At 70.5% G+C, this 26,732-nt stretch carries 27 protein-coding genes; 20 read left to right on the top strand and 7 right to left on the bottom strand.

Translation table 11 applies throughout. The features are described from left to right. Positions 1 to 13: 13 nt before the first annotated feature. From ACWEVP_RS08160 to ACWEVP_RS08100, 13 genes are all read left to right on the top strand, one after another. Positions 14 to 652, top strand: a complete 639-nt coding sequence (locus tag ACWEVP_RS08160) for a VC0807 family protein (RefSeq protein WP_452061881.1) — start codon at positions 14 to 16, stop codon at positions 650 to 652. Positions 653 to 685: 33 nt separating this feature from the next. Beyond that, positions 686 to 1,378 (top strand): GntR family transcriptional regulator, encoded by a 693-nt coding sequence (locus ACWEVP_RS08155; RefSeq protein ID WP_452061880.1) that lies wholly within the window; start codon positions 686 to 688, stop codon positions 1,376 to 1,378. Further along, the gene (locus ACWEVP_RS08150) at positions 1,375 to 2,370 is read left to right on the top strand and encodes an ADP-ribosylglycohydrolase family protein (RefSeq protein WP_452061879.1); all 996 of its coding nucleotides are present in this window, start codon (positions 1,375 to 1,377) and stop codon (positions 2,368 to 2,370) included. The genes ACWEVP_RS08155 and ACWEVP_RS08150 overlap by 4 nt, the downstream gene beginning before the upstream one ends. Beyond that, the gene (locus tag ACWEVP_RS08145) at positions 2,367 to 3,242 is read left to right on the top strand and encodes a PfkB family carbohydrate kinase (protein WP_452061878.1); all 876 of its coding nucleotides are present in this window, start codon (positions 2,367 to 2,369) and stop codon (positions 3,240 to 3,242) included. The genes ACWEVP_RS08150 and ACWEVP_RS08145 overlap by 4 nt, the downstream gene beginning before the upstream one ends. Continuing rightward, complete coding sequence (locus tag ACWEVP_RS08140; RefSeq protein ID WP_452061877.1) at positions 3,239 to 4,678, top strand: purine-cytosine permease family protein; 1,440 nt, start codon at positions 3,239 to 3,241, stop codon at positions 4,676 to 4,678. The genes ACWEVP_RS08145 and ACWEVP_RS08140 overlap by 4 nt, the downstream gene beginning before the upstream one ends. After that, positions 4,675 to 5,202, top strand: coding sequence for a cysteine hydrolase family protein (locus tag ACWEVP_RS08135; protein WP_452061876.1), 528 nt, complete (start codon positions 4,675 to 4,677; stop codon positions 5,200 to 5,202). The genes ACWEVP_RS08140 and ACWEVP_RS08135 overlap by 4 nt, the downstream gene beginning before the upstream one ends. A 10-nt stretch (positions 5,203 to 5,212) precedes the next feature. After that, positions 5,213 to 8,353, top strand: a complete 3,141-nt coding sequence (locus ACWEVP_RS08130; protein ID WP_452061875.1) for an NACHT domain-containing protein — start codon at positions 5,213 to 5,215, stop codon at positions 8,351 to 8,353. Between the two features lie 37 nt (positions 8,354 to 8,390). Further along, positions 8,391 to 9,224 carry an alpha/beta fold hydrolase gene (locus ACWEVP_RS08125; protein ID WP_452061874.1) on the top strand — a complete coding sequence of 278 codons (834 nt, stop codon included), beginning with the start codon at positions 8,391 to 8,393 and terminating at the stop codon, positions 9,222 to 9,224. Positions 9,225 to 9,310: 86 nt separating this feature from the next. Beyond that, on the top strand, positions 9,311 to 9,874 hold the full coding sequence (idi, locus tag ACWEVP_RS08120) for an isopentenyl-diphosphate Delta-isomerase (RefSeq protein WP_452061873.1): 564 nt from the start codon (positions 9,311 to 9,313) through the stop codon (positions 9,872 to 9,874). A 109-nt stretch (positions 9,875 to 9,983) separates the two neighbouring features. After that, on the top strand, positions 9,984 to 10,661 hold the full coding sequence (locus ACWEVP_RS08115; RefSeq protein WP_452061872.1) for a GGDEF domain-containing protein: 678 nt from the start codon (positions 9,984 to 9,986) through the stop codon (positions 10,659 to 10,661). 1,316 nt (positions 10,662 to 11,977) lie between these two features. Beyond that, on the top strand, positions 11,978 to 13,381 hold the full coding sequence (locus tag ACWEVP_RS08110; RefSeq protein WP_452061871.1) for an LCP family protein: 1,404 nt from the start codon (positions 11,978 to 11,980) through the stop codon (positions 13,379 to 13,381). An 83-nt stretch (positions 13,382 to 13,464) separates the two neighbouring features. Continuing rightward, a complete protein-coding gene (phoU, locus tag ACWEVP_RS08105) occupies positions 13,465 to 14,130 on the top strand; it encodes a phosphate signaling complex protein PhoU (RefSeq protein ID WP_364447655.1) in 666 nt (221 codons plus the stop codon). Positions 14,131 to 14,247: 117 nt separating this feature from the next. After that, positions 14,248 to 14,811, top strand: coding sequence for a dihydrofolate reductase family protein (locus tag ACWEVP_RS08100; protein WP_452061870.1), 564 nt, complete (start codon positions 14,248 to 14,250; stop codon positions 14,809 to 14,811). Between the two features lie 79 nt (positions 14,812 to 14,890). On the opposite strand, the gene pstB is transcribed toward ACWEVP_RS08100, so the two are convergent. The 6 genes from pstB to ACWEVP_RS08070 all read right to left on the bottom strand — a co-directional run bounded on the left by pstB (position 14,891) and on the right by ACWEVP_RS08070 (position 20,792). Beyond that, positions 14,891 to 15,667, bottom strand: coding sequence for a phosphate ABC transporter ATP-binding protein PstB (gene pstB, locus ACWEVP_RS08095; RefSeq protein WP_086862623.1), 777 nt, complete (start codon positions 15,665 to 15,667; stop codon positions 14,891 to 14,893). Positions 15,668 to 15,677: 10 nt separating this feature from the next. Next, positions 15,678 to 16,595 (bottom strand): phosphate ABC transporter permease PstA, encoded by a 918-nt coding sequence (gene pstA / locus ACWEVP_RS08090; protein WP_452061869.1) that lies wholly within the window; start codon positions 16,593 to 16,595, stop codon positions 15,678 to 15,680. Positions 16,596 to 16,597: 2 nt separating this feature from the next. Then, positions 16,598 to 17,518: a phosphate ABC transporter permease subunit PstC gene (pstC, locus tag ACWEVP_RS08085; RefSeq protein ID WP_452061962.1), complete on the bottom strand. Its 921-nt coding sequence runs from the start codon at positions 17,516 to 17,518 to the stop codon at positions 16,598 to 16,600. A 198-nt stretch (positions 17,519 to 17,716) separates the two neighbouring features. Continuing rightward, a complete protein-coding gene (gene pstS, locus ACWEVP_RS08080) occupies positions 17,717 to 18,847 on the bottom strand; it encodes a phosphate ABC transporter substrate-binding protein PstS (RefSeq protein ID WP_452061868.1) in 1,131 nt (376 codons plus the stop codon). Between the two features lie 225 nt (positions 18,848 to 19,072). Beyond that, entirely contained in the window at positions 19,073 to 19,978 is a 906-nt protein-coding gene (mshD, locus tag ACWEVP_RS08075; protein ID WP_452061867.1) for a mycothiol synthase, read from the bottom strand. A 67-nt stretch (positions 19,979 to 20,045) separates the two neighbouring features. After that, positions 20,046 to 20,792, bottom strand: coding sequence for a winged helix-turn-helix transcriptional regulator (locus ACWEVP_RS08070; RefSeq protein ID WP_452061866.1), 747 nt, complete (start codon positions 20,790 to 20,792; stop codon positions 20,046 to 20,048). Positions 20,793 to 20,947: 155 nt separating this feature from the next. Here ACWEVP_RS08070 and ACWEVP_RS08065 point away from each other — a divergent pair, with 155 nt between their 5' ends. The 5 genes from ACWEVP_RS08065 (at position 20,948) to ACWEVP_RS08045 (ending at position 24,157) form a co-directional block, all read left to right on the top strand. Then, complete coding sequence (locus ACWEVP_RS08065) at positions 20,948 to 21,844, top strand: LmeA family phospholipid-binding protein (protein ID WP_452061865.1); 897 nt, start codon at positions 20,948 to 20,950, stop codon at positions 21,842 to 21,844. Positions 21,845 to 21,854: 10 nt separating this feature from the next. Continuing rightward, positions 21,855 to 22,283, top strand: coding sequence for a TlpA family protein disulfide reductase (locus tag ACWEVP_RS08060; protein WP_452061864.1), 429 nt, complete (start codon positions 21,855 to 21,857; stop codon positions 22,281 to 22,283). Between the two features lie 263 nt (positions 22,284 to 22,546). Continuing rightward, positions 22,547 to 22,978: a DUF4395 domain-containing protein gene (locus ACWEVP_RS08055; RefSeq protein WP_452061863.1), complete on the top strand. Its 432-nt coding sequence runs from the start codon at positions 22,547 to 22,549 to the stop codon at positions 22,976 to 22,978. A gap of 31 nt (positions 22,979 to 23,009) precedes the next feature. Continuing rightward, the gene (locus ACWEVP_RS08050; RefSeq protein ID WP_452061862.1) at positions 23,010 to 23,846 is read left to right on the top strand and encodes a sulfurtransferase; all 837 of its coding nucleotides are present in this window, start codon (positions 23,010 to 23,012) and stop codon (positions 23,844 to 23,846) included. Next, positions 23,846 to 24,157 (top strand): DUF1416 domain-containing protein, encoded by a 312-nt coding sequence (locus ACWEVP_RS08045; protein ID WP_452061861.1) that lies wholly within the window; start codon positions 23,846 to 23,848, stop codon positions 24,155 to 24,157. Before ACWEVP_RS08050 ends, ACWEVP_RS08045 begins: the two co-directional genes overlap by 1 nt. A gap of 6 nt (positions 24,158 to 24,163) precedes the next feature. Here the strand turns inward: ACWEVP_RS08045 and ACWEVP_RS08040 are convergent, their stop codons facing one another. After that, positions 24,164 to 24,592: a MerR family transcriptional regulator gene (locus ACWEVP_RS08040; RefSeq protein WP_452061860.1), complete on the bottom strand. Its 429-nt coding sequence runs from the start codon at positions 24,590 to 24,592 to the stop codon at positions 24,164 to 24,166. 45 nt (positions 24,593 to 24,637) lie between these two features. On the opposite strand from ACWEVP_RS08040, the gene ACWEVP_RS08035 reads away from it, so the two are divergent. Together ACWEVP_RS08035 and ACWEVP_RS08030 are read left to right on the top strand one after the other, a co-directional pair. Beyond that, positions 24,638 to 26,005 carry a DHA2 family efflux MFS transporter permease subunit gene (locus tag ACWEVP_RS08035; protein WP_452061859.1) on the top strand — a complete coding sequence of 456 codons (1,368 nt, stop codon included), beginning with the start codon at positions 24,638 to 24,640 and terminating at the stop codon, positions 26,003 to 26,005. 112 nt (positions 26,006 to 26,117) lie between these two features. After that, positions 26,118 to 26,732, top strand: a complete 615-nt coding sequence (locus tag ACWEVP_RS08030) for an FABP family protein (RefSeq protein ID WP_436384355.1) — start codon at positions 26,118 to 26,120, stop codon at positions 26,730 to 26,732.

Raw genomic sequence — 26,732 nt, 5'->3', positions numbered from 1 at the left:
ACAAGCTTTTCCCATGACGAACAACGGATCCCCGCTCAAGTCCCTCGCGATCGACATCGCCGTCCCGATCGGTGTCTACTACGGGCTCCACGCGCTCGGCGTCAGCGTCTTCCTGAGCCTCGCCCTCAGCGGCGTCGTCCCCCTCGCGCGGACGCTCCAGCAGTTCGCCAAGAACCGCACCCTCAACGGCCTCGCGCTGGTCGTCCTGGTCACGAACGTCGTCGGCATGCTGCTGACCTTCGTCTCCGGTGACGCCCGGATGATGATCGCCAAGGATTCGCTCGGCAGCGGCATCACCGGGCTCGTCATCCTCGCCTCCGCGTTCACCGCGGCGCCGATCATGACCAAGACGATCCAGCCGTTCATCACCCGCGGCAAGGCCGAAAACGAAGCCGCTTGGGAACGCCTCGCCGGCACCCCGCGGTTCGAAAAGATCATGCGCCGCACCAGCGTCATCTGGGGCATCGGTTTCGTGGTCGAGTCGGCCGCTCGCATCGTCGGGGCCTTCACGCTGCCCATCGAAACCATGGTCTGGCTCAGCACCGTCATCTTCGTGGGCGCCTTCGCGGTGATCATGGTCGTCGGCGGGAAGACGGCCGAGCGGGCGGGCAAGATGGTCGAAGCCGAAACCAGGCAGCTCGTCGCCGCTTGACCTGCGACAACGCTCGGGTGTACAGGTGTGTACATGTACAGCAAGCGGCAGCAGCTCGTCGGTGACCTCTCCGACCTGATCCGCTCGGGCCGCCTCGCCCACGGCGAACGCCTCCCCGGCGAGCACCAGCTCGCCCTGCAGTACCAGGTCAGCCGCGGCACCGTCCGCAGCGCCCTCTCCGAGCTCCAGCAGCTCGAACTGATCTCCACCCAGGCCGGCGTCGGCTCGTTCGTCACCTTCGACGGCGTCCAGCTCGACCAGCGGATCGGCTGGGCCCGCGCCCTCGCCGACGCCGGCGCGCCCGTCACCACCGAGCTCCTCGGCATCGAGGCCGTCGAAGACCAGGCCCTCGAAGAGGAGTTCGGCGAGACGGCCTACGTCGCGGTCCGGCGGCTGCGGCGGGAACACGACCGGGGCGTCTCGCTCGAAACCGCCACCGTCCCCGCCGCCGGCCTGCTCGCCGACCTCCCCGAGACCGGCCTCCGCGACGGCTCCCTCACCAAGACCCTCGAAGCCGCCGGGCGGATCTCCGTCGGCGGCGACCAGTGGATCAGCACCGAACGCCTCGACGCCCGCGCCGCCGAACTGCTGGGCCGCGGCATCGGCGAGCTCTTCCTCCGCGCCGAGCGCACCTCGGTCGACGCCGAAGGCCGGCTCGTCGAACGCGTCGTCAGCCTGCTGGACCCCGACCGGTTCCAGTTCCACCTCACCTTCGGACACCGGTGAGCGCGCGGGACCGGGCGCTCGGCGCGTTCACCGGCCTCGCCGTCGGCGACGCGCTCGGCATGCCGACGCAGTCCATGTCCCGCGCCGCGATCGCCGCCGCCTACGGGCCGGTCACCGGCCTGCTGACCGCCGTCGCCGAGCAGCCGGTCGCGCCGTCGATGCCCGCCGGCTCGGTCACCGACGACACCGAACAGGCCGTCCTGCTGGCGCGCCTGCTCATCGACGGCCGCGGCACCGTCGAGCCGCACGTCTTCGCCGACGCCCTGCTCATCTGGGAAGCGGACATGGTCCGCCGCGGCTCCGCGGACCTGCTCGGCCCGTCGACGAAACGCGCGCTTTCCCGGCTCCAGAACGGCGTTCCGGCCGACGAAGCCGGCCGCACCGGCACGACCAACGGCGCCGCCATGCGCGTCACGCCGGTCGGCATCGCCACGCCGTCCGAGGACCTGCACCGGCTGGTCGACGCCGTCGTCGCGACCGCGCGCGTCACGCACAACACCAGCCTCGGTATCGCGGCCGCCGCCGCGGTCGCGGCCGCCGTGTCCGCCGGGATCGACGGCGCGAGCCTGCCCGAAGCGCTCGACGCCGGCGAGCGCGCGGCCGTGGTCGGCGGCGAACGCGGCCACTGGGCGCCCGGCGGGGAGATCGCCGCCCGGATCCACTGGGCGCGCGGCTGGGTGCGGGGCATGGCGCCGGACGCCGTCGCCGACGCGGTCGCCCGGGTCATCGGCACGTCCGTCGCGTCGCAGGAATCCGTCGTGGCCGCCTTCGCGCTGGCCGAGGCCATGGGCGACGACCCGCCGGCGGCGTTGCGGCTGGCCGCCGGGCTCGGCGGCGACACCGACACGGTCGCCGCGATCTGCGGGGCGATGCTCGGCGCCGCGCACGGCGTGGGCGTCTTCCGGCCCGACGTCGTCGAGACGGTCCTGGCCGTCAACCGCCTCGAATTCGGCCCGCTGGTCGACGAGCTGCTCAAGCTGCGCCGCCGATGACCGGGCGGCTGGTGCACACCGGGCAGGTCGTCCTCGACCTCGTCATGGTGGTGCCGGCCCTGCCGCCGCCGGGTGGCGATGTCATGGCGTCGTCGACGAACCTGGTGCCGGGCGGCGGTTTCAACGTCATGGCCGCGGCCGCGCGTTCGGGAGCGCGCGTGCTCTACGCGGGCAGCCACGGCACCGGCGCGTTCGGCGATCTCGTACGGGCCGCGCTGGCGAACGAAGGCGTCGAACTGGCCCACGAACCGACGCCGGAGCTGGACACCGGCGTCGTCGTCGCGCTCGTCGAAGCGACCGGCGAGCGCACCTTCGCGACCGGCACCGGCGCCGAGGGGCGGCTGACGTCCGGCGCGCTCGCCAACGTCCTCCCAACGAGTGAAGACGTCGTGTACGTGTCCGGCTACAGTTGGTTGCATAGGAGCAATCGCAGGGCTCTCGCCGAGTGGCTTCCCCACACGTCCGGCTCGAGGACCCTTTTCGATCCCGGCCCGTTGGCCGGTGACCTCACCCCCGGAGACCTTCACGACTTACTGTCCTTTGTAGACATATTGAGCTGCAACGCGCGCGAAGCCGACATACTCGGCGAGCTGCCGGAGGTGGCCATCGTCCGCGACGGCGCGAAGGGCTGTCGCGTCCACGACCACGGGCGCGTCACCGACGTGCCGGGCTTCCCGGTCGACGCCGTGGACACCAACGGCGCCGGCGACACGCACTGCGGCGTACTGGCCGCGGAGCTGCTGCGCGGCAGTACCCTCCTCGACGCCGCCGTGCGCGCCAACGCGGCAGCAGCGCTTTCGGTGACCCGCCGCGGCCCGGCGACGGCACCGCGCCGGGCTGAGATCGACGAGCTGGTGGAGGCCATGACATGAGCGGTACCGAAACCCGCGGCCTGAAGGTGGAGACCAACGGCCTCGACGTGATCGACGACGCCGAGCGCCGCGGCCGGCCGCGCCAGCTGTTCTGGCCGTGGTTCGGGGCGAACGTGTCGGTGCTGGGGCTGAGCTACGGCTCGTTCACGCTCGGCTTCGGCATCTCGTTCTGGCAGGCGCTGGTCGCCGGCGTCGTCGGCATCCTGTTCTCGTTCCTGCTGTGCGGGTTCATCGCGATCGCCGGCAAGCGCGGCTCGGCGCCGACGATGCTGCTCTCGCGCGCGGCGTTCGGCGTCCGCGGCAACCGGCTGCCGTCGGCGATCTCGTGGCTGCTCACGGTCGGCTGGGAAACCGTGCTCACGGCGTTGGCGACGCTGGCGACGTCGACGGTCTTCGAGCGCCTCGGCTGGGGCGGCGGGACCGCGACGAAGGTGATCGCGCTGGTCGTGGTCGCCGCGCTGACGGTCGCCGCCGGCGTGCTCGGCTTCGACGCGATCATGAAGCTGCAGACGTGGATCACCTGGATCACCGGCGTGCTCACGGTGGTCTACGTGGTGCTCGTGGCCGGTGACGTGCACTGGGGCGCGGTGAGCGCGCTGCCGTCCGGCTCGGCGCAGCAGTGGGTCGGCGCGCTGGTGTTCCTGATGACCGGCTTCGGCCTCGGCTGGGTCAACGCGGCCGCGGACTACTCGCGCTACCTGCCGCGGTCGTCGTCGGGCCGGGGCGTGGTCGGCTGGACGGCGTTCGGCGCGTCGGTGGCGCCGCTGGTGCTGCTGGTGTTCGGGCTGCTGCTGGCCGGCTCGTCGCCGGACCTGAGCAAGGCCATCGCGGCCGACCCGATCGGCGCGCTGACGACGTTGCTGCCGCTGTGGTTCCTGGTGCCGTTCGCGATCGTCGCGGTGCTCGGCCTGGTCGGCGGCGCGGTGCTGGACATCTATTCGTCGGGTCTGGCGCTGCTCTCGGCGGGGTTGCGCGTGCCGCGCCCGGTGGCGGCGTTCGTCGACGGCGTGCTCATGGTGGCGGGCACGATCTACATCGTCTTCTTCGGCGGCGAGTTCCTCGGCCAGTTCCAGGGTTTCCTGGTGACGCTGGGCGTCCCGGTCGCGGCGTGGTGCGGCGTGATGCTCGCGGACGTCCTGCTGCGCCGGCGCGACTACGCCGAGGGCGACCTGTTCGACCCGGCCGGCCGCTACGGCGACGTCCGCCTCGGGCCGATCGCGCTGGTAGTGGTGGCGACGGCGCTCGGCTGGGGCCTGGTGACGAACACCTCGGCGGGCTGGCTGCAGTGGCAGGGCTACCTCCTGGAACCGTTCGGCCTCGGCGGCCGCGACGGCTCGTGGGCGTACGCGAACCTCGGCGTACTGCTGGCACTGGCGCTCGGTTTCGTGGTGACGTTGTCGACGCGGCAACGCATCCGTGCGCAGGAGGCGGCGTGAGATCGGTACTGGCGGTCATCGACCTGCAGAACGTCTTCGCGACCCCGGCGAGCGAATGGTTCACCCCGCGCTTCGCCGAGATACTCCCGCGGATCCACAGCCTGGTCACGGCCTTCGGCAACGACGTCGTGTTCACGAGGTTCATCGCGCCGGCGCGCCCGGAGGGGGCGTGGAAGCAGTACTACGAGCAGTGGCCGTTCGCGCTGCGCCCGCCCGACGACCCGCTGTACCAAGTGATCCCGGAGTTCCAGCCACAGTCCACAGTGGACGCGACGACGTTCGGCAAGTGGACGGCCCGCATGGCCACCCGGGTGGGCGGCGCGCGGCTGGTACTGGCGGGGGTCTCGACCGACTGCTGCGTGCTGTCGACAGCACTGGCGGCGGCGGACGCGGGAGTGTCGGTAACCGTGGTCGCGGACGCGTGCGCGGGCGTGGACGACGAGAGTCACACGAAAGCCCTCGACATCATGCGGCTGTACGGCCCGTTGGTGAAGGTGGCCACCACGGAGGAGGTGCTGGGCTAACCTTGGCTCGGTGAGCCTCGAAGCCTCGGCGATCGCGTTGACGACAGCGGTGGTGAAGGCCGCGGCGAAGATCTGGCTGGGCGACCGCCCGATCGCCGCCGACACCTCCGCCAAGGTGTTCGAACTGGTGGAGAAGCAGCTCACCGGCCTGAACGACCGCCGCAAGCTCCGGCTGCTGTTCACGAACCTGGAGTCCCGCGTCGCCGACCGGCTCCTGCCGTTCCTCGACGTGGAGTTCCGCGCGTTGCCGGAGAACGAGCGGGCCGCAGCGGTGGACGCGGCACACGAGACGTTCGAACGCGCCGCGTTGACCGACGACGACCTGTTCGCCACCGACCTCGACGCGGCCTACCTGTACCGCTACCTGCTTCGCACGGTCCCCGGCGTCACCGCCCTCCTTTCGGCCGACACGACCGAGCTGTACCAACGGGTCTTGAGGGAATGCTGCGCCTACCTGGTGCAGGTGACGAGCACCCTGCCCCGGTTCCAGCCGGGCGCACTGGTCGAAGTGCTCCGCCGGGAGACCGAGATCCTGGAAGCCGTCCGCAACGTCCTGGCGGCGTTGCCGGAACGTCGCCACCCGGACGACTTCGCGGCGGACTTCCGCCGCCAGGTGGTGACGGCCCTGGACCGCATGGCCCTCTTCGGCGCGGGCCTGACCGACGCGACCCGGCTGTACCCGCTGTCGGTGGCCTACCTGAGCCTGAGCGTCGCCTCGGACGACGATGTCGCGGCGGGCGACCGGATCGAGCACGTCCTGCCGCGGACTTCGAGAATCCTGCTGCGCGGCGAGGCGGGTTCCGGCAAGACGACGCTGCTGCAGTGGCTGGCCGTCCAGTGCGCGAGCCGGCAGCTGGAGAGCGTCGACGGCTGGGCGGGCCTCGAACCGTTCCTGGTGCGGCTGCGCCGGTTCAGCCGGTCGCCGCTGCCGTCCCCGGAGCACTTCCTCGACGAGGTCGGCAGGCACATCGCCGACGAGATGCCGGCCGGCTGGGTGCAGCGACGCCTGCGGGGCGGCCGCGCCGTGCTGCTGGTCGACGGCCTCGACGAGGTCCCGGACGACCGCCGCCGCGAAGTGCGCGACTGGCTTCGCGAGCTGATCGGCGCGTTCCCCCGCGCCCGGTTCGTCGTCACCACCCGCCCGGCCGCGGTGGCCGCCGGCTGGCTGCGCGGCGAGGGATTCACCGAGGTCCGGCTCCAGCCGATGACACCCCGCGACGTCCGGACGTTCGTCAAGCGCTGGCACCAGGCGTTGCCGGCGCCGGAACACCGCGGTGCCGCCCTGATCGCGGCGATCGGCACCCGGAGCGCGTTGCGGCGGCTGGCCGAGAATCCCCTGATGTGCGCGCTGCTCTGCGCGCTCCACCACGAAGGCAACGGGCGGTTGCCGGACAGCCGCATGGAGCTGTACGAAATCGCGTTGCGGATGCTGCTCGACAGCCGGGACACCGAGCGCCGGATCGAACCGGTGGTCCGGCTTTCCCTCACCGAGAAACTGGTTCTACTCCGGAACCTGGCGTACTGGCTGGTCCGCAACGGCCACACGGACGTCCCGGCAGCCGACGCCGAAGCCCGCATCGCGGCGAAACTGCGCTCGATGGGCCAGATCGACGTGACACCACGGACGGTGTTCCGTCACCTGCTGGACCGCGGCGGCGTACTGCGCGAACCCGTCCCGGGCCGCATCGACTTCGTGCACCGGACGTTCCAGGAGTACCTCGCCGCCCAGGCGGCGGTCGAAGAAGACGACATCGGGATCTTGACGGCGAACGCGCACCTCGACGAGTGGCGCGAAGTGGTGGTCTTGGCGGCGGGTCACGCCTATCCCGCGCAGCGCGAGCGCCTGCTGGACGGGATCCTCCAGTGGGACGCCGACGAGCAGGAGCGGCTGAAGCTCGACCTGGTGGCGCTGGCGTGCCTGGAGACATCACCGGTGTTGAGCGAGCGGCTGCGGAACGAGATCGAGGACCGCGCCAGCACCCTGATTCCGCCGAAGAGCAACGAGGAAGCCTACGCGCTGGTACCGCTGGGCGAGTTCGTCCTGGACCTGCTGGCCGATGCCGACCCGGCACCCGGCACGGCAGGAGCGACCATCCGGGCTGCCGCGATGATCGGCGGCCCGGCCGCTCTCGACCTGCTGGCTCGTTACCGCAGCTGTGCCGAGATCGCTGTCGTCGTCGAGCTGATCGCGGTGTGGGATCTGTTCGACCCGATCGAGTACGCGAATCGCGTACTCGCCGACTCTCCGCTGGCCCACGGCGCCGCGGTGGTGAACAACCCGGCTCTGGTGCCCGCCCTCAGGTACCTGCGTCACCTGACCTGGCTGCGCTGCCGGTTCGAAGACGGGTACGGCCGGCTCGACTTCGTCCACGACCTGCCTCAGCTGAGGCGGCTCGACATCTCGGATTCCGCCGGGTACGACCTGCCGTCCTTGGCCGGTACCGGACTCACCCGGCTCGCGTTGACCGGCCCACCACGGCAGGAGTCGGTCGACCTCGCCCCACTCGCCGAGGTGCCTGGCCTGACCTCGATCGAAGCCCACGTCGCCACCCACGGCTGGGCGGCGCTGGCCGAGCTGCCCCACCTGCGACAACTCCAGCTGAGCTGGATCCACGACCCCGTCGAGCTGGCCGATCTCGTTGCCCTGACGGGCCTTCGAGCGCTGTCGTTGAGCCACGCCTTCCGGTTCACCGACTTGGGGCCGCTCGCGTTCCTCACCGAACCGGTCTCCCTGAGCTTCCTGGACTGCAAAGCGCTCGAAGACCTCTCGCTCCTCAACGACTGGGCGGGCAGCTTGCGAACCCTGCACCTCATCGACTGCCCGCCCGCGGATCCGGCACCGATCGCCGAGCTGACCGAGCTTCGGCTGCTCGACCTGACCGCCACCGACCTGCCGGACCTGGCGCTGCTGTCCGGACTCCGGCAGCTGAAGAACTTGCGGTTGCGGAACCTGCGCGGCATGCCCGACCTGTCGCCGCTCGCCGATCTCGACCGGCTCGGAGAACTGACCGTGACGGGAATGGGCCGGCTCGACCTGCGGCCGCTCGCCGGGCGGCCGCAGCTGAGCATCCGGATCAGCGACTTGGTCGAGCCGGTCGGAGCGGAGTTGCTCGGCCCGGAGAGCACCGTCGTGACCATCCAGGACCACTGACACCGGACGTTCGACCGGGCGAAGTAGATTCGCCATCGTGATCGACCACATCAGCATCCCCACCGAGGCCGGCTCCTTCGACGCCATCGCGGCCGGCCCCGAAGACGGCCGGCCCGTGTTGCTGCTGCACGGCTTCCCCGAGGCCGCTGTCGAGTGGGAGCACCAGGTTGCCACCCTCGGGGTGCTCGGCTACCGGGCCGTCGCGCCCGATCAGCGTGGCTACTCGCCCGATGTGCGCCCCGAACCGGCTGCCGACTACTCGATCGACCACCTCGTCGGTGACGTCGTCACCATCACCGAACAGCTCGGCTGGAAGCAGTTCGACCTCGTCGGGCACGACTGGGGCGGCGCCGTCGCCTGGTGGACCGCCGACGCGCACCCCGAGCGGCTGCGCAGCCTCACCGTCGTCTCCACGCCGCATCCCGCCGCGCTCGCCGCGGCCATGAAGACCGACGAGGACCAGCACCTGCGGACGCGGTACATGACCGAGTGGCGCCAGACCCGCGTCACCGAGCGGCGGATGCTCGAGAACGACGGCCGCGCGCTGCGGGACATGTTCGAGCGGCGGCTGCCGCCGTCGAAGGTCGACGAGTACGTGCAGCGGCTGTCCGAACCGGGCGCGCTCACCGCGGCCCTCAACTGGTACCGCGCCGGGCGCCCCGGCGGGAAGATCGGCAAGATCTCCGTGCCGACGCTCTACATCTGGAGCACCGAGGACGTCTCGTTCGGCTCGACCGCCGCGCTCGACACCGCGAACTGGGTCACCGGGCCCTACCGGTTCGAAATGCTCGAAGACGTCACGCACTGGGCGCCGGAAGAGGCACCCGAAGCCGTCACGACGCTGATCGTCGAGCACCTCGACGCGCGGTAACCGTCCGTCACCCGGCCGGGCGGACCGCCGGTAACCCACCCGCATCGCGGTACGGGAGCCGCTCGCCCGTCGTGTTCACTGGGGTCGTGGACATCGCGACCGAACCCGAGACCGAGCAGGTCGTCTTCGTCACCGAAGACGGCGTGCCCACCGGCGAAACCGGCCCGAAGCTGGCCAGCCACCACGAGCACACCCGGTTGCACCTGGCCTTCTCCTGCTACGTCCTGCGACGCGCGGACAACGCCCTGCTGATCACCCAGCGCGCGCTGCACAAGAAGGTCTGGCCAGGGGTCTGGACCAACAGCGTCTGCGGCCACCCGGCGCCCGGCGAGCCGCTCGAGGACGCCGTCCGCCGGCGCGCGGACTACGAGCTCGGCCTGCCGTCGCTGGCCGAGCTGCACTGCGTGCTGCCGAAGTACCGGTACCGGACGCCGCCGTTCCAGGGCATCGTCGAGAACGAGTTCTGCCCGGTCTTCGCCGCCTGGGCCGATGCCGAGCCCGAGCCGAACCCGGCCGAGGTCGGCGAGTGGCGCTGGGTTCCGTGGGGCGGTTACCAAGAGCTACTGAACGACGAAACGGCTAATGTGAGTTACTGGGCCAAGGACCAGTTCGCCCAGCTCAAGGGGATCGAGCCGTTCTCCGGACTCTGACCGACCGACTCCGGAGCGTCACCGCCGTGCTCCCGTTTGAGCGAAATTCACCTTCGTCCTCAAGCGCAGCCTCCGCTACGACGACAACCAATGCGTGGTGGAGGTGGGCATGGTCGCCGGGGACGAAGCCGTGCTGCGCCGAAGCCCGGAGGCGCCGGACCTGCTCCGCCTGCACGAAGCCGTCGCGACGCTCTTCGCCACCCAGGGCGACTGGCGGCGCGCCTACCAGCACTTGCGCTCCGCGCTGGACATCGCCCGCGACGGCAGCCTGCGTGACGCGCTGACGTCGAGCTACAACCGCCGCTACCTCGACGAGCGGTTGGCCGGATCGTTCGCCGGTCGGCGGCCCGGTCCGCTCGGCATCGCGCTCGTCGATCTCGACCGGTTCAAGCGCGTGAACGACACGTACGGTCACCTCGTCGGCGACCGCGTCCTCCGCCGGGTGGCCGCCCTGCTCCAGGAGGAGCTGCCACCGGACGGCTTCTGCGCCCGCTACGGCGGTGAGGAGTTCGTGCTGTGGCTGCCCGGGGTCGACGCCGGGCACGCGGTCCGGATCGTCGACGCCGCCCGCGTGCGCGTCGCCCGTCATCCCTGGTCGGAACTGCAGCCGGGACTGCGCGTGACCATCAGCGCCGGCCTGGCCCACGAGGGGCCGGGCACGCCGGCCCAGCCCGAGCACCAGCTGCGCAGTGCCGATGACCTGCTATACGCCGCGAAACGGGCCGGACGGAACAAAGTCGCGTATCAGGACGCGCAAAGCACGCGGTTAATAACCCACTCTGAGTAACGTAAACGGCTCATTACCCCGGAAAGCTGCGGGCAACGGTCACCCGTTTGTCGACGGCCAGCGGCCGTTCGTCGACTCAAGGTGAAGAAAATTCCGGGAGGGTGTCGTCACGAACGGGGGGTATCCGTACGATAACGAAAACCTCCGGGGGAACGATCACCTCTCGCGGGGGAAGACGGCCAAGTCACGACCCCGCCTTCGATCGCGCGAAAGGAGACCGAGTGCCGGACGAGCACGACAGCCCGGGAACCGGTCGCCGTTCGGACGGTCCCGCGCGGCCCCGCACCGGCAGACGCCGGTCGATGGAGGACCAGGGCGGGATCAGCGTCTCGGACGTCGTAGCCAAGTCCACCGGCGTCCGCCCGCTCCCGGCGCGCGACGACCGTCCCGAGCAGCCGGGACGCCGTGCCCGCGCCGCCGAGCCGCCCGCCGCGTCGCACTCGCGGCCGTCGGATCCCGGCGAGGACCCAGTACCCACGGACGCCACTCGTCAACCACGCCCCCCGCGGCCGCGCCAGCCCCACCGCACCACGGCGGCGGCGCCGGCACCGGAGGCCCCGCTCCAGCGCAGGCCCCCGGCGGCCAACCCCCAGCAGACGGCGGCGGCACCCCAGCCCCCGCGCCGGCCGAGGCGGCAGGCACCGGAGGACGAGGGAGCGGCACCGCAGCGCCCGGCCGGCCCCACTCGCCGCACCGCCGAGGGACGCCCGGCCCCGGAGGGCCCCGCGGAAGCCGCCGCACCGCGCGCAGCCGGCCCCACCCGCCGCGCCACGGAGGGCTCTCCCGATGCAGCCGCACCGCGCCCGGCCAGCCCCACCCGCCGCACCGCCGAGGGGCGCCCCGGTCCGGAAAGCTCGCCCGGTCGACGTGCCGCCGGCGAAGCCCGCCCAGGCCCCGACGGCTCCGCGGAAGCCGCACCGCGTGCGGCGGGCTCAGCTCGACGCGCCGCTGAAAGCGCTCCCGACCCAGCCGCACCGCGCCCGGCCAAGCCCGCGCGCCGTGCCGGAGCGCCCGAAGGACCCGCCGCACGGCGCGGCTTGCCCGAGGGCTCGCCGGCCGAAGGGGCCGCGCCGCAGCGGCCGGCTCGCCGTCCCGCGCCCGATGGTCCGGCGCCGCGGCGAACCGGGACTCCTGAACGTCCCGCCGCTCCCGAGGGCGCTGCGCCCCGGCGTCCCGACAGCCCGGCCCCGCGCCGAGCCGTGGCCTCGCCGGAAGCCGCCGTTGATGCGCCTACCCAAAAGCGGCCTCCCGTTGCCGAGCCTCCCAAGCGGCGGCCGGGTGCGGTGCCGGCTCGGGCCGAGCTCGATCCGCTCACCATGACCGACGAGATGGAAGCCATCGACGAGGCCACCCAGTACCGCCGCAAGATCGACCACACCCTCGCCCGGTTCTCCGCCGCCCACGACGAGATGGAAGCCGAGGAAGCCAAGCGCCGCGAACGCCGTGAGCGCCTCTCGCCCGCTTCGCTCATCGAGAGCACGCGTACCGCTCTTCAGCGCGTCGTCACGCCCACGCCGTCAGCTCAGGAAGCCGCGGAAGCCGAAGAAGCAGCCGCGCAGACCCGGCTGCAGGAGAAGAAGGCGCGGAAGGTCGAGCGGTCGGCCCGGTTCGGCCGGATCGCCGCCGCCGTCGTCGCCGGGCTCGTCTTCCTCGGGGTCGGCGGTGCCTGGGGCGCGCAGACCTACTTCGACGCCAAGTTCACGCAGGTCTCCGCGCTCGACGAGGACTCGTCCGACATCCAGGACGCCGACGCGCAGGCCAACGACGAGAACTTCCTCATGGTCGGCTCCGACACCCGTGACGGCGCGTCCGCCGAGGAAGGCGTCGGCACCGCCGACAGCACCCCGGGCGCCCGGAGCGACACGGTGATGGTCGCACACATCCCGGCCGACCGGAAACGGGTCGTCGTCACGTCGTTCCCGCGTGACCTCGAGATCGACCGGCCCGAGTGCCAGCGCTGGGACCCCGCGCAGAGCAAGAACACCGACGAGAAGGTCCCCGGCCAGAAGATCGCGAAGCTCAACACCGCGTACGCCGTCGGCGGCCCCTCGTGCGTCACGAAGGTGATCCAGCAGATCACCGGGCTGCGCATCAACCACTTCGTCGGCATCGACTTCAACGGCTTCAAGGAGATGGTCGACGCGGTGCACGGCGTCACCGTCCACAACGAGATCCCGATCGACGACACCGTCCTCGGCAAGGTGCTGCTGGAGACCGGCGACGTCACGATCTCCGGCGACCAGGCGCTGAACTTCGTCCGCGCCCGGCACGTCAAAGGCGACCCGACGTCCGACTACGGCCGCATCAAGCGGCAGCAGGAGTTCATCGGCGCGCTGCTCAGGAAGGTCATGTCCTCGGACGTCGTGCTCGACCCCGGCAAGCTGAGCGACTTCATCACGGCGTTCGCGAAGGCCACCTTCGGCGACAACCTCGGCGTCAAGCAGATGATGACGCTGGCGCAGTCGATGAAGGGCCTCGACTCCTCGAAGATCACGTTCCTGACCGTCCCGACGGTCGGCATCGCCAACAGCCGGGGCAACGAGGTCCTCGTCCGCAGCAAGACGAAGGCGCTCTTCGACGCCCTGCGCAACAACACCCCGCTGCCGGACCCGAACGCGCCGGTCCCGAACAGCGAACAGCCCCCGCCGACGAGCTCTTCGAAGTCGAAGACCAGCACGTCCAAGACGACGACGAGCAAGAAGAGCAGCAGCACGGGCTGATCCGCGAGGATCGTTAGACCGGGTTCACGTGCGGTTCACCCGGCGATGCGGTGTTTGGTCACGGTTGGCCGTAGGGTTGGGCCATGCGTGAGGCTTACCATGTCGAACTCGAACAGCTCGCCGACCACCTGGCCGCGATGTCGGTCCAGGTCGCCGACGCCATGGAGCGCGCCACGCGGGCACTGCTGGAGGTCGACCTCAGTCTCGCCGAACAGGTGATCAGCGACGACGCGAAGGTCGACGACGCCCGCGCCCAGTGCGAGGAGCAGGCGTACGCCCTGCTGGCCCTGCAGGCGCCCGTGGCGACCGATCTGCGCACGGTGCTGGCGGCGATCCACGCCGCCGAAAGCCTGGAGCGGATGGGCGACCTGGCGCTGCACGTGGCGAAGGCCGCGCGGCGCCGCCACCCCGAGCCGGTGCTGCCCGAGGCGGTGCGGCCGTACTTCGCCGAGATGGGCGAGGTCGCGGTCAAGCTGGCCCGGCAGACCGAGCAGGTCATCAAGTCCAAGGACGTCGAAGCGGCGAAGACGCTCGAGTCCGACGACGACCAGGTGGACGACATCCACCGCCACCTGTTCACGGTGATCATGGACCGCGAGTGGCCGCACGGCGTGGCCGCGGCGGTCGACGTGACGCTGCTGGGCCGCTTTTACGAGCGCTACGCCGACCACGCGGTGTCGGTCGCGAAGCGGATGATCTTCGTGGTGACCGGCAAGATGCCGGGCTACGGCTCCGACGACGACATCTGAGCACCCCCGTCGAGAAGGCCCCTGACGCAGGTCAGGGGCCTTTTTCGTGGGGACCGATGAGTTTCGCGGCCCGCGTGTCTCTCAACCGGTGACAGCACACCCACGAAGGAGCCGGACATGCGCAAGGTCATCGCCTACGTCAACCTCACCCTCGACGGCCACCTGGCCGGCCCGGCGGGCGAGCTGGACTGGATGCTCCCCGACCCGAAGCTGAACATCGCCCTGTCGGACGAGCTGCGGGGGCGCGTCGACACGATCCTGACGGGCCGGAACTTCCACCACGGGATCGAGCAGAACTTCCGCGCCCAGGCGGCGGACCCGGCGAGCCCGGCCGAGCTGGCCGACTTCGCGACGTGGATGATCTCGACGCCGCAGGTGGTCTTCTCGCGGTCGCTGGCCGAAGTGGCGGCTCCGCACACCCTCGCCGGCGAAGACCTCGCCGGGGAGGTCGCGAAGCTGAAGACGTTGCCCGGCAGGGACATGGTGCTTTTCGGCGGGGTGTCGATCGTGCAGCAGTTCGTGCGCGAAGGCCTCGTGGACGAATACTGGATCAAGCTCTACCCGACGGCGATCGGTTCCGGGCAGCCGATGGTCACCGAACGGCGCCGGGAATTGCGGCTGACGGAAAGCAAAGCGTGGGAATCGGGAATCCTGACGCTGCGGTACACCCCGAATCGGTGATCCACAAAGGACAAAAGAAAAGGCCTTTCTCGCCGACCCCGAGCACCGGCGAGAAAGGCCTTGTCCCCCAACGACGAACTCAGCCGAAGCGGCCGGAGATGTAGTCCTCCGTGGCCTTTTCGTCCGGGTTGGAGAAGATCTTCTCCGTGTCGTTGAGCTCCACCAGCCGGCCCGGCTGCCCCACGCCGGCCAGGTTGAAGAACGCCGTCTGGTCGGAAACCCGGGCCGCCTGCTGCATGTTGTGCGTCACGATGACGATCGTGTAGTCCTTCTTCAGCTCGCCGATCAGGTCCTCGATCGCGAGCGTCGAAATCGGGTCCAGCGCCGAGCACGGCTCGTCCATCAGCAGGACGTCCGGCTGGACCGCGATCGCCCGCGCGATGCACAGACGCTGCTGCTGACCACCCGACAGGCCGCCACCCGGCTTGTTGAGCCGGTCCTTGACCTCGTTCCACAGGTTCGCGCCGCGCAGGGCCCGCTCGGCGATGTCGTCGAGGGTCTTCTTACCCTTGGTGCCACCCAGCTTCAGGCCCGCGACGACGTTGTCCTTGATGGACATCGTCGGGAACGGGTTGGGGCGCTGGAACACCATGCCGATCGTGCGGCGCACCTGCACCGGGTCGACCGCCGACGCGTAGATGTCCTCGCCGTCGAGGAGCACCTGGCCGTCCACGCGGGCGCCTGGGATGACCTCGTGCATCCGGTTCAGCGTCCGCAGCACCGTCGACTTGCCGCAGCCCGACGGGCCGATGAACGCGGTGACGTTGCGCGGCGGCACCGAGAGGGTGACGCCGTCCACGGCGTGGAACTTGCCGTAGTAGATGTCCACGTCCTTGACGTCGATTCGCTTGGCCATGACTTACAGCTCACTTCTTCTTCGGGGCGACAAGGCGCGCGAACACGGTGGCGAGGAGGTTGATGACGGCGATGATGAGCACCAGGGTCAGCGCCGCGCCCCAGATCCGGTCGAAGCCGACCGAGCCCGGGTCCATCGGGTTGCTGACGCGCTCGTTGTTCATCAGCAGCGGCAGGGCCGCCTGCTCGCCGTGGAAGATGTCCCAGTTCGTGTAGGCCGAGTAGCCGACCAGGACCAGCAGCGGCGCCGTTTCGCCCATCACGCGGGCCAGCGCCATCATCACGCCGCCGACGATGCCGGACAGCGCCGTCGGCAGCACGATCTTCATGATCGTCTTCCACTTCGGCACGCCCAGCGCGTACGACGCCTCGCGCAGGTCGTCCGGGACGATCCGCAGCATCTCCTCCGACGACCGGACGACGACCGGGATCATCAGCAGCACCAGGGCCAGCGACACGGCGAAACCGCTGCGCGGCAGGCCGAGCGTGGTGATCCACAGCGCGTAGATGAACAGCGCCGCCACGATCGACGGGACGCCGGAGAGGATGTCGACCATGAACGTGGTCGCCTTGGCGAGCTTGCCGCCCCGGCCGTACTCGACCAGGTAGATCGCGACCAGCATGCCGATCGGCACCGCGATGATCGCGCACACCAGGCCCTGCAGCAGGGTGCCGATGATGGCGTGCAGCACGCCGCCGCCGACCTCGTCCGACAGCACGGAACCGAAGTCTTCGGACCACCAGTTGCTGTAGGGGATGCGCTTGATGCCGTACGCGATCACCGTGTACAGCACCCAGACCAGCGGGACGACGGCGATCAGGAACGACAGCCAGACCAGCGTGGTCGCCAGCCCGTTCTTGACCTTGCGCCCCAGGCTGACCTGCTGGAACGCCGGGGTCGTGGCGGGAGCTTCGAGCGTGGTGGACATGCTCAGTCCCCCTTCTTGCCGATGATGGACCGCGCGAAGAAGTTCACGACGAAGGTGAGCACGAACAGCACCAGGCCGGCCGCGATGTACGCGCCGGCCGAGACCTCGTTGTTGAACTCGCTGTAGTTCGCGGCGATCTTCGAGGCGAAGGTGGCGCCGCCGTCGAAGAGGCTCCAGTCGAAGTTCTTGCCCTGCGGGATCAGCAGGATGACGGCCAGCGCGATCGTCTCGCCCAGCGCGCGGCCGAGGCCGAGCATGGACGCGCCGACGTAGCCGGCCTTGCCGAACGGCAGCACCGTGGTCCGGATGACTTCCCAGCGCGTCGCGCCGAGCGCCAGCGCGCCCTCGATGTGCGGCGTCGGCGTCCGCTCGAACACCTCGCGCGAGAGCGAGGTGATGATCGGCAGGATCATCACGGCCAGCACGATGCCGGCGGTGAAGATCGTGCCGCGCACGCTGGGCGCGACGTTGCCGGGCGCGAGGATCGGGAACCACGAGAACGTGTCGTTGACCCACTGCGAGAACGGCTCGATCGCCGGGGCGAACACGAGGATGCCCCAGAGGCCGAAGATGATCGACGGCACCGCGGCGAGCAGGTCGATGATGTACGCGAAGGGCCGGGCCAGCCGCGGCGGCGCGTACTGCGTGAGGAACAACGCGATGCCCAGCGAGATCGGCATCGCGATGACCAGCGCCACGACCGACGTCGCGACCGTCACCTCGAGCAGGTCGAGGATGCCGAACGCCATGTTCGCCGGGTCGCTGGTCGACCAGCCGTGGTTGGTCAGGAAGTTGACCTTGTCGGCTTTCAGCGCCGGGATCGCCTGGATCAGCAGGAAGAGCCCGATCAGGCCGATCAGGGCGACGACGAAGATCCCGGCCCCGGTGGTCAGGTTCTGGAAGATGCGGTCACCGGGCCGCACCTTCTTCGCTTTCTCGCTCGCGGGCGGCTGCGGCGCCGCCGGGGAGCCTGGTTGCTCCGAAATCGGGACCTCCGGGGGCGTCGTGGCGGACGACGAACGCCCACCGGGGTCGCCGGTGGGCGTTCGCGTCGAGGATGACTCGCTCATCAGCTACTTCTGACCAGCCTCTATCACTCGGATGTCAGTCGCAATGCCGGTTCAGGAGATCGCCTTGACGGCGGCCAGGACCTTGGTCTGCAGCGACTGCGGGATCGGCACGTAGCCCTTGGCGGACAGCGGCTGCTGACCGTCGGTGGCGGCCACCGTCAGGAACGCCTTGACGGCCTTCGCGACGTTCGGGTCCGCGTACTTCGAGCAGACGATCTCGTAGGTCGTCAGCAGCAGCGGGTAGGCACCCGGGGTGTTGCTGGCGTAGATGCCGTTGAGGTCGAGCGCGAGGTCGTTCGAGCCGTCCTTGAGGAACTTCGCCGCGTCGAGGGACTTCGCCACGTTCGCCGCGTTGAGCTCGACGCCGCCGGAGCCGCTGTCGATGAGGGCCGGGGTCAGGCCGTCCTTGGCGAACGCGCCCTCGACGTAGGTGATGCCGCCGTCGGAGGCCTTCACCGCGGTCGCGACGCCGTTGGAGCCCTGCGCACCGTTGCCGACGCCACCGTTGAACTTCTTGCCGGCACCCTTGGTCCAGTCGGCCTTCGCGGCCGCGCCCAGGTACTTCTGGAAGTTGTCGGTGGTGCCCGACTCGTCGGCGCGGGAGACCACCTGGATGGCCTTGTCCGGCAGGTTCAGGCTCTCGTTGCCCTTGACGGCCTTGATGGCCGCGTCGTTCCACTTGGTGATGGCGCCGCTGAAGATCTTGGCGGTCACCGACGGGGTCAGCGTCAGCTTGTCCACCCCGGACAGCTTGTAGGCGACCGCGATCGGGCCGACGACCAGCGGGATGTTCCAGGCGTCGCTGGCGCAGCGCTTCTTGGCCGCCTCGGCGTCGGCGTCCTTGATCGGCGAGTCCGAGCCGCCGAAGTCGATCTGGTTGGCGTTGAACTGCTTGACGCCCGCGCCCGAGCCGCTCGGGTTGTAGTTGACCTGCTGGCCGGAGCACTTCTTGCCGTACTGCTGCGTGAAGATGTCGATGGCGTTCTTCTGGGCCGACGAACCTTCCGCGGAGAGCGGGCTCTTGCCACCGCACTCCACGTCGGCGGTGCCGGTCGCAGCGGGCGCCGAAGCCGAGTTCGAGCTGCTGCTGTTGGTCGCCGCGGGGTCGGAACCACAGGCGGCGAGCACGAGGGCGGCGCTCGCGACGATGCCCACCGCGCTCAGGGGCCGCATGATCTTCACTGCTGTTTCCTCCATCAGGAGCTTGACCGGGTCGCCGCGGCGTGGTGCCGCAACGGATCCGGACATTAGGCAGCCCTGGTGGACGGTCGGTCCTCATCAAATGAACGTGAAGTGAACAAGGCGCCCGATGTGAGGAGTGCTACTAGCCTGAAAGGGCGCCGTGTCCTGGCCGTGACCTGCGTGTATGCCCTCAGTGACGAGCCGCTCGCGCCGCGTCGACCGTGGTCACCGACCGTACTGGACGTCGGTTTCGTGACGGGCGAACCCGAGCTTGGTGTAGACCGCGAGCGCCGGGGCGTTGTCGCCCTCGACGTACAGGATGATCTGCCCCAGTCCCCGGCTCGCGAGGTACCGCAGGCCGGCCAGCGTCAGCGCCCGCCCGAGCCCGCCGCCCTGCGCCGAAGGGTCGACGCCGACGACGTAGACCTCGCCGACGCGCTCACCGCCGAACCGGCCCGGGGTGGGCTCGTGGACCTTCGTCCAGTGGAAGCCGATGACCTGGCCCTGTTCCTCGGCCAGGAAGAACCCGTCGGCGTCGAACCACGGCCGCGCCTCGTCGGCGCGGACGTCGTCGGCGGTCAGCGCGCCCTGCTCGGGGTGCCAGTCGAAGGCCCGCGCGTTGACCCGGACGACGGCATCCTCGTCCTGCCCCGGCACGAACGTGCGCAGGGAGACGCCGTCGCGCAGCCGGGGCTCCGGCCAGTCCGCGCCCTGGACGTCGGTGTGCAGGATCAGCAGCTCGCGCTTGCGCTCGAAGCCGGCCTTCAGCGCCAGCTTCCGCGCCGCCGGGTGGTCGCCGTGCGCCCAGATGCGGAACCCGACGGCGGCGCGCTCGTCGACCGCGTGCAGGAGCTTCGCGCCGTAGCCGCGGTCGCGGTGGGCGGGGTGGACGAACAGCTCGGCGACCTGGTGCCCGAACGAGTCGCCGGTGGTGTCGAGGTGGGCGTAGCCGACGACCTCGCCCTCGACGCAGGCGACGAGGTGCTCGCCACCGTCGAACTCACCCGGCAGCGCGCCCTCGGGTTCGACCTCCGGCCGCCCGTCGGCGTCGCGGACGGCCAGCAGCAGCCTCCGGACGTCCTCGAGCTGCTTGTCGTCCAGTTCCTGGCGCCACTCGCCGTCTCCGCTCACCCTGCGACCGTACCCGTGGGCGAGGCAACGCGAAGGCTGTCAGCGCGTCCTGGTGAACGTGACGGCGTCAGTGCGCGAGTTCGGGGGTCTCCGCCGGCGCTTCGGCCGGGGCCGCCGCCTGGCGGGGAACGCCGCCCTTGGCGGGCCGCTCGAACTTGTAGCCGACGTTGCGCACGGTGCCGATCATCTGCTCGTGCTCCGGGCCGAGCTTGGCGCGCAGCCGCCGGACGTGCACGTCGACCGTGCGGGTGCCGCCGAAGAAGTCGTAGCCCCAGACCTCCTGCAGCAGCTGGGCGCGGGTGAAGACCCGGCCGGCGTGCTGGGCGAGGTACTTGAGCAGCTCGAACTCCTTGTAGGTCAGTTCGAGGGTGCGCTTGCGCAGGCGGGCGGTGTAGGTCGCCTCGTCGATGACCAGCTCGCCGACGCGCAGCTCGGCGTCGACCTGCTGGGAACCGCCGTCGCGGGTCGTCACCAGCCGCAGCCGGGCGTCGACCTCGGCCGGGCCCGCGGTCGGCAGGAGGATGTCGTCGGTGCGCCACTCGGCGCTCACGGCGACCAGCCCGCCCTCGCCGACGACGGCGATGATCGGGGTCGCGGCCTCGTCCTCGCCGGTGCCCTTGAGCAGCCGGCACAGGCTCTTCGCCGAGGCCAGGTCGCTGCGGGCGTCCAGCAGGATCACGTCGCGGTGGCCCGCGTCGAGCAGGGCCGTCACTTCGGGAGCGCGGACGCGTACGGTGTGCGGCAGCAGGTCCAGCGCGGGGAGCACCGAGGTGGCATCGGCTTCCGCAGTCAGTACCAGAAGGTCCAGGCTCATCAGCCGCACCGCCTTCACAAATCGTCGCCTCAGAGGTGGCGTTCGCCGGTGCTAAGTGAGAATAGCGGCTCAACGGCCGGGCACCTAACCCTTGCTGGATCGATCACACCTGGAGCAACTCCCGGGTGTCCCCGACGAACAGGAGTACGGACGCGATGGTGAGCAGGCCCGTGACCCGGGACGACCGACCCGCACCGAGGCCGGACGCGCGGCGCCGCGGGCGCCGGGCCCGACGCTGGGTGATCGCGCTCGTCGTCCTGGTCCTGCTGCTGGTCGGCGCGGATTTCGGGGCGGCGGCGTACGCCGAGCACATGATTTCGCAGAAGGCGCGCACGCAGCTGCAGCTGACCGACGACCCGTCGGTGACGATCCACGGCTTCCCGTTCCTCACGCAGGCCCTCGGCGGTGACTACAGTCACATCAGCGTGTCCGCCGCCGGCGTGCCGGTCGCCGACAAGCTCCAGGACGTCGCGGTCAACGCCGAGCTCGAGGACGTCACCGCGCCGCTGTCGGACCTCACGAACGGCAACACCAAGGCGATCACGATCGGCAAGCTGACCGGCTCGGTCACCATCAAGGCCGCCGACCTCGCCCGCCTGTCGCCGCTGGACAAGATCAAGGACCTGCGGATCGAGCCGTCGACCACCCAGTACGTCCAGAACGGCGACAGCGGGCAGAGCGAGCCGACGCCGACCACGACGACCACCGAGGGCCAGGCCGACCAGGACGAGTCGAGCACGGGTGTCCGCATTTCGGGACACCTTCCGTTCGCGGGCAAGGATCTGGAAATCTTCTGTTTCGCGATGATCGAAGCCGACGCGAAGGGCGGGACGATCGACTTCGTCCCCAAGCGGCTGCAGTTCGGGAACGACCAGGAGACGACGGTCGTCCCGCAGGCGGTGCAGAACGCGCTGCTGCCGAACTTCCGGGCGTCGATCAGCACGAAGGACCTGCCGCTGTCGGTCACCCCGACCGGTGTGCGGGTGCAGAGCGGATCGGTGACGATCAAGGGTGAAGCGACGAACGTGTCCTTCGCGGACCTGAGCAAGTAAGGAGCCGCCGGTGACGGGGCTGTGGGTGCTCGTGGCGACGCTGGTGGCCGCCGCGGCCGTCGGCGTGCTGCTCCGGGCGCGCAACGGCCGGGTCCGGGACGCCAAGCCCGCCGCCCGTGAGCTGCCCGGCCCCGTCACCGCCGTGCTCGACCCGGCGTCCGCCGTGACGCTGGTCCAGATCTCCACCACCTTCTGCGCGCCGTGCCGGCACGCGAAGGCCGTGCTCGGCCCGCTGGCCGAGCGCACCGACGGCCTGCACCACGTCGAGCTCGACGTCACGAACTCCCCGGAGGTCGCGCAGTCGCTGTCCGTGCTGCGGACGCCGACCACGATCGCGCTGACCCCGGACGGCCGGGAGCTGCTGCGCGTCGGCGGCGTCCCCAAGGGCCCGGAACTGCTGGACGCGCTGCGGCCGCATCTCACGACCCGGACGCTCTGACCAGGGGCCGTCCCGACTCTTGGGAATCGTCCCAAGGTATGAACGTGGTTCCCACCCTGAGAGAGCTCTGGGTACCCTCGCACCCGTGACCGGGCTGACCACCTTCTTGACGCAGCGACGCGCAGTCGACCTCTGCCGCGTCCGCAGCAGCCTGTGTCGCCCTTCCTCCGACCGGCGCTGAAGCACGTCCGGTCCGCACCAGCCCTGATGCCGCTGACGCGTGCCGTTCGCACGCACCCCGCTTTGCCCCAGCTGGAGGAACCATGTCCGCCGGACCGGCCGTCGACCCGCGTGGTCCGCGGTTCGCCGCCATCCTGACCACGATCGTGCTCGCGGTCGTCCTGGTCACCCAGTGGTGGCCGCTGCTGGCGATCCAGACCGTCGTGTTCGCCATCGGCGCCTTCGTCGGGCTCAAGCCGGCGCCCTACTCGATCGTGTACCGCACGCTCGTCGCCCCGCGCCTCGGCCCGACCGACGAGCGTGAGGACGCGGCGCCGCTGCGGTTCGCCCAGGCCGTCGGGTTCGTGTTCGCCCTGGCCGGCACGATCGGGTTCGCGCTCGACATCGCCCCGCTCGGCATCGTCGCGACGGCGTTCGCGCTGTTCGCGGCCTTCCTCAACGCGGCCTTCGACTTCTGCCTCGGCTGCGAAATGTTCTTGCTCATCAAACGCTTCACCCCCGCCCGCGCGTCCTAGAAGTCCGACCCAGAAAGAGAGTTCTGTTCCCATGAGCCGTGAAGACGTCCTGGTCACCACCCAGTGGGCCGAGGAGAACCTGGACACCCCCGGCGTCGTGTTCGCCGAGGTCGACGAGGACACCACCGCCTACGACGCCGGCCACATCCGGGGCGCGGTGAAGTTCGACTGGCGCAACGACCTGCAGGACGGGGTGCGCCGCGACTTCGTCTCCAAGGAGGGCTTCGAGAAGCTCCTCTCGGAGAAGGGGATTTCGAACGACGACCTCGTCATCCTTTACGGCGGCAACAACAACTGGTTCGCCGCGTACGCGTACTGGTACTTCAAGCTGTACGGCCACGACAAGGTCAAGCTGCTCGACGGCGGCCGCAAGAAGTGGGAGCTCGACGGCCGCGAGCTGAACTCCGACGACGTCAAGCGCGACACCACCGACTACAAGGCGCAGGACCAGGACCTCTCGCTGCGCGCCTTCCGCGACGAGGTCGTCCAGTCGATCGGGTCGAAGAACTTCGTCGACGTGCGCTCGCCCGACGAGTTCTCCGGCAAGCTGCTCGCCCCGGCGCACCTGCCGCAGGAGCAGTCCCAGGTTCCGGGTCACATCCCCGGCGCGCTGAACGTGCCGTGGGCGAAGGTCGCCAACGAGGACGGCACCTTCAAGACCGAGGAAGAGATCAAGGAGCTGTACAAGGACGAGGGCATCGACGAGGGCAAGGGCACCATCGCCTACTGCCGCATCGGTGAGCGCTCCTCCATCGCCTGGTTCGCGCTGCACGAGCTGCTGGGCTACGAGGACGTCAAGAACTACGACGGTTCGTGGACGGAATACGGCTCGCTGGTCGGCGTGCCGGTCGAGTTGGGAGCCAAGTGATGGCGGTAGACGACAGCTGCGGCGCACCGGTCCAGGAGGCCACGCCGGCGGACTTCGACACCCGGGGCCAGGTCGTCCTGGCCGGCAAGGTGACGGGCGCGAACGGGCCGGTCGGCGGCGCGTTCGTCCGGTTGCTGGACGGCGGCGGCGACTTCACGGGCGAGGTGGTCTCCTCGGCCGAGGGCGACTTCCGCTTCTACGCGGCGCCGGGCGACTGGACGGTCCGCGCCCTGCACCGCACGGGCAACGGCGAGGCTTCGGTCACCGCCGAGGGCCCTGGCCTGCACCAGCTGGCGATCTCGGTCGCCTGAGTTTCCTCACCCACGAAGGCCTTCCTGCTCCGGCGGGGAGGCCTTCGCGGCGTTCAGGACGCGCTCGGTGTGGTCACGCAGCGAGGGGCACGTCTCGATCGGGTGATCGCGCGGGCAGCGCAGGAAGTGGCTGAGGAACGTCTCCGCGATCGCGAGCTTCCGCCGCTGCTCGGCCAGCTCCGCGATCCGGTCGCGGACCGCCGCGCGCCAGTCGCCGTGGTCGGGGCCGCGCAGCACCAGGGCGATCTCGTCGAGGCTGAGCAGGCCCGTGTCCTGCAGCATCTTCACCGCCGCGAGGCGGTGCAGCTCGTCGGGCCCGTAGTACCGCTTGCCGCCTTTGCGCGCGGCCGGCGTCACCAGGCCGCGCTCGTCCCAGTAGCGCAGCGCCGACACCGCCACGCCCACGGCGGCGGCCGCTTCTCCGATGGACAACACCCCAGGAGTTGACCTCAAGCCGGGTTGAGGTCGCAAGCTGATCAGGTGATCCTGACTGCTCCCGTGCCCCGCGTCGGCCTGCTCGCCGCCGTCTTCCTGGGCAGCTTCATGGCGTTGCTCGACGTCAGCGTCGTGAGCGTGGCCCTGCCGACCATCCAGCGCGACCTGGGCGCCGGCTTCAGCGGCCTCCAGTGGGTCATCGACGGCTACGCGGTCGCGCTGTCCGCGGTGATCCTTTCGGGTGGGACACTCGGTGACCGCTACGGCCGCAGGCGCAGTTACCTCACGGGCATCGCCGTCTTCACGCTCGCTTCCCTGGCCTGCGCGCTGGCGCCGACGCTCGGGTGGCTGGTCGCCGCCCGCGTCGTGCAGGGTTTCGCGGCGTCGGCGGTCATCCCCGGGTCCATCGCCCTGCTCGCGCACGAGTTCCCCGAGCCGCGCGAGCGGGCGAAGATGATGGGCCTGTGGGGCACGGTCGCGGGCACCGCGCTCGTACTCGGGCCCCTGGCGGGCGGCCCGCTCACCGACGCCTTCGGCTGGCCGACGATCTTCCTGGTCAACCTGCCGATCGGCGCCGTGGTGCTGCTGGCCGGGCACCGCGTCGGCGAGTCCCGCGATCCGGAGCACGGCGCGCTCGACCTCCCCGGCCAGGTCCTCGGCGCGCTGTGGATCGGCACGCTGACGTTCGCGGTGATCGAGGCGGGCCGGACCGGACCGGCCCCGCTCACGCTGGCCGTCGGCGCGTTCGGGCTCGCCGCGCTGGCCGCGTTCGTCGTCGTCGAGCTGCGGGCGGCGCACCCGATGCTGCCGATCCGGCTCTTCGGCCGCCCCCGGTTCGCCGCGGCCATCACCGGCTCGGCGGGGCTCGGGTTCGCCGCCTACCCGGCGGTCTTCCTGATCGGCCTCTACCTGCAGCAGGCGCGCGGGGCAAGCGCCACCGAGGCGGGCGTCCAGATGCTCCCGTACGTGCTGGTCAACGTCGTCGCGGCGTTCTCCGCCGGCCGGCTCTCGGCCCGGTTCGGCGCGGAGCGCGTGCTGCCGGTCGGCTACCTCACGGCCGCGTTGGGCGCGTTCGCGTTCCTGGCGCTCGACGGCTCGACGCCGTACTGGCTGGTCGCCGTGGCGTTCGCGCTCGCCGGCGCCGGGGTCGGGCTGTCGGTGACGCCGACGAACATCGTCGGGCTCGCCGGGCTGCCGGGCAACCGCAGCGGCATCGCCTCGGCCACGGTGAACGCGGCCCGCCAGACCGGCACCACCCTCGGCGTGGCCGCGCTCGGCGCCCTCATCGCGCGGGGGACGACGTTCACCGGCGGCCTGCACCTGGCCATGGCCGTCGCCGGTCTCGTGCTGCTCGCGGTGACCGTGCTCACCGCGGCGACCCTGCGCCGGGCCCCGCGGCGGGCCGCGGACTAAGCTGCCAGCCGTGGAAGCCTTGTTTACGACCCTCCTGGTGCTGGCGGGCGTCGCGATCACCTGGTTCGCCGTCTACGTCGTCTACCGGCTGTACGCGGACCAGCGCTGACCCATGACCGCCAGCGGCGACGAAGCCATCGCGGCAGCGGAGAAGCGCGCCGAAAGCACGCGTGCGCGCAACCTCCCGCTGTGGGACGACCTGCCCATCCCGAACGACACCGCGAACCTGCGTGAGGGCCCGAACCTCAACGACGCCTGTCTCGCGCTGCTGCCGCTCGTCGGCGTCTGGCGCGGGGAGGGCGAGGTCGACTACCCGACCATCGACGGCCCCCGCAAGTTCGCGCAGCAGCTGACGATCTCCCACGACGGCCGCCCCTTCCTGATCCACGAGGCCCGTTCGTGGCTGCTGGACGACGACGGCAACGTCATCCGTCCGGCCGCCCGCGAGTCCGGGTTCTGGCGGCCGCAGGAGGACGACACCATCGAGCTGCTGCTCACCCACAACACCGGCATCGTCGAGCTGTACTACGGCAAGCCGCGCAACCAGACGTCCTGGGAGCTGGGCACCGACGCGGTGATCCGCACGGCCACGGCCAAGGACGTCACCGCGGCCCAGCGGCTGTACGGCCTGATCGAAGGCTCCCTCGGCTACGTCGAGGAACGCGCGATGGTGGGCCAGGAGATGCAGCCGCACTCCTCGGCCCTGCTGCGCCGCGTCGTCGGCTGA

The sequence above is a fragment of the Amycolatopsis sp. NPDC003865 genome, from assembly GCF_053605345.1.
This window is presented reverse-complemented; position numbering and strand designations above follow the sequence as displayed.

Bases quoted from the DNA above. Each gene is read 5' to 3' on its own strand.
- ACWEVP_RS08160 (WP_452061881.1), top strand. From the start codon at position 14: ATGACGAACAACGGATCCCCGCTCAAGTCCCTCGCGATCGACATCGCC.
- ACWEVP_RS08055 (WP_452061863.1), top strand. From the start codon at position 22,547: ATGTCCGCCGGACCGGCCGTCGACCCGCGTGGTCCGCGGTTCGCCGCC.
- ACWEVP_RS08110 (WP_452061871.1), top strand. From the start codon at position 11,978: ATGACCGACGAGATGGAAGCCATCGACGAGGCCACCCAGTACCGCCGC.
- ACWEVP_RS08045 (WP_452061861.1), top strand. From the start codon at position 23,846: ATGGCGGTAGACGACAGCTGCGGCGCACCGGTCCAGGAGGCCACGCCG.
- ACWEVP_RS08155 (WP_452061880.1), top strand. From the start codon at position 686: ATGTACAGCAAGCGGCAGCAGCTCGTCGGTGACCTCTCCGACCTGATC.
- phoU (WP_364447655.1), top strand. From the start codon at position 13,465: ATGCGTGAGGCTTACCATGTCGAACTCGAACAGCTCGCCGACCACCTG.
- ACWEVP_RS08115 (WP_452061872.1), top strand. From the start codon at position 9,984: ATGGTCGCCGGGGACGAAGCCGTGCTGCGCCGAAGCCCGGAGGCGCCG.
- ACWEVP_RS08065 (WP_452061865.1), top strand. From the start codon at position 20,948: ATGGTGAGCAGGCCCGTGACCCGGGACGACCGACCCGCACCGAGGCCG.
- ACWEVP_RS08070 (WP_452061866.1), bottom strand. From the start codon at position 20,792: ATGAGCCTGGACCTTCTGGTACTGACTGCGGAAGCCGATGCCACCTCG.
- pstA (WP_452061869.1), bottom strand. From the start codon at position 16,595: ATGTCCACCACGCTCGAAGCTCCCGCCACGACCCCGGCGTTCCAGCAG.
- pstB (WP_086862623.1), bottom strand. From the start codon at position 15,667: ATGGCCAAGCGAATCGACGTCAAGGACGTGGACATCTACTACGGCAAG.
- ACWEVP_RS08145 (WP_452061878.1), top strand. From the start codon at position 2,367: ATGACCGGGCGGCTGGTGCACACCGGGCAGGTCGTCCTCGACCTCGTC.
- ACWEVP_RS08030 (WP_436384355.1), top strand. From the start codon at position 26,118: ATGACCGCCAGCGGCGACGAAGCCATCGCGGCAGCGGAGAAGCGCGCC.
- ACWEVP_RS08050 (WP_452061862.1), top strand. From the start codon at position 23,010: ATGAGCCGTGAAGACGTCCTGGTCACCACCCAGTGGGCCGAGGAGAAC.
- ACWEVP_RS08100 (WP_452061870.1), top strand. From the start codon at position 14,248: ATGCGCAAGGTCATCGCCTACGTCAACCTCACCCTCGACGGCCACCTG.
- ACWEVP_RS08140 (WP_452061877.1), top strand. From the start codon at position 3,239: ATGAGCGGTACCGAAACCCGCGGCCTGAAGGTGGAGACCAACGGCCTC.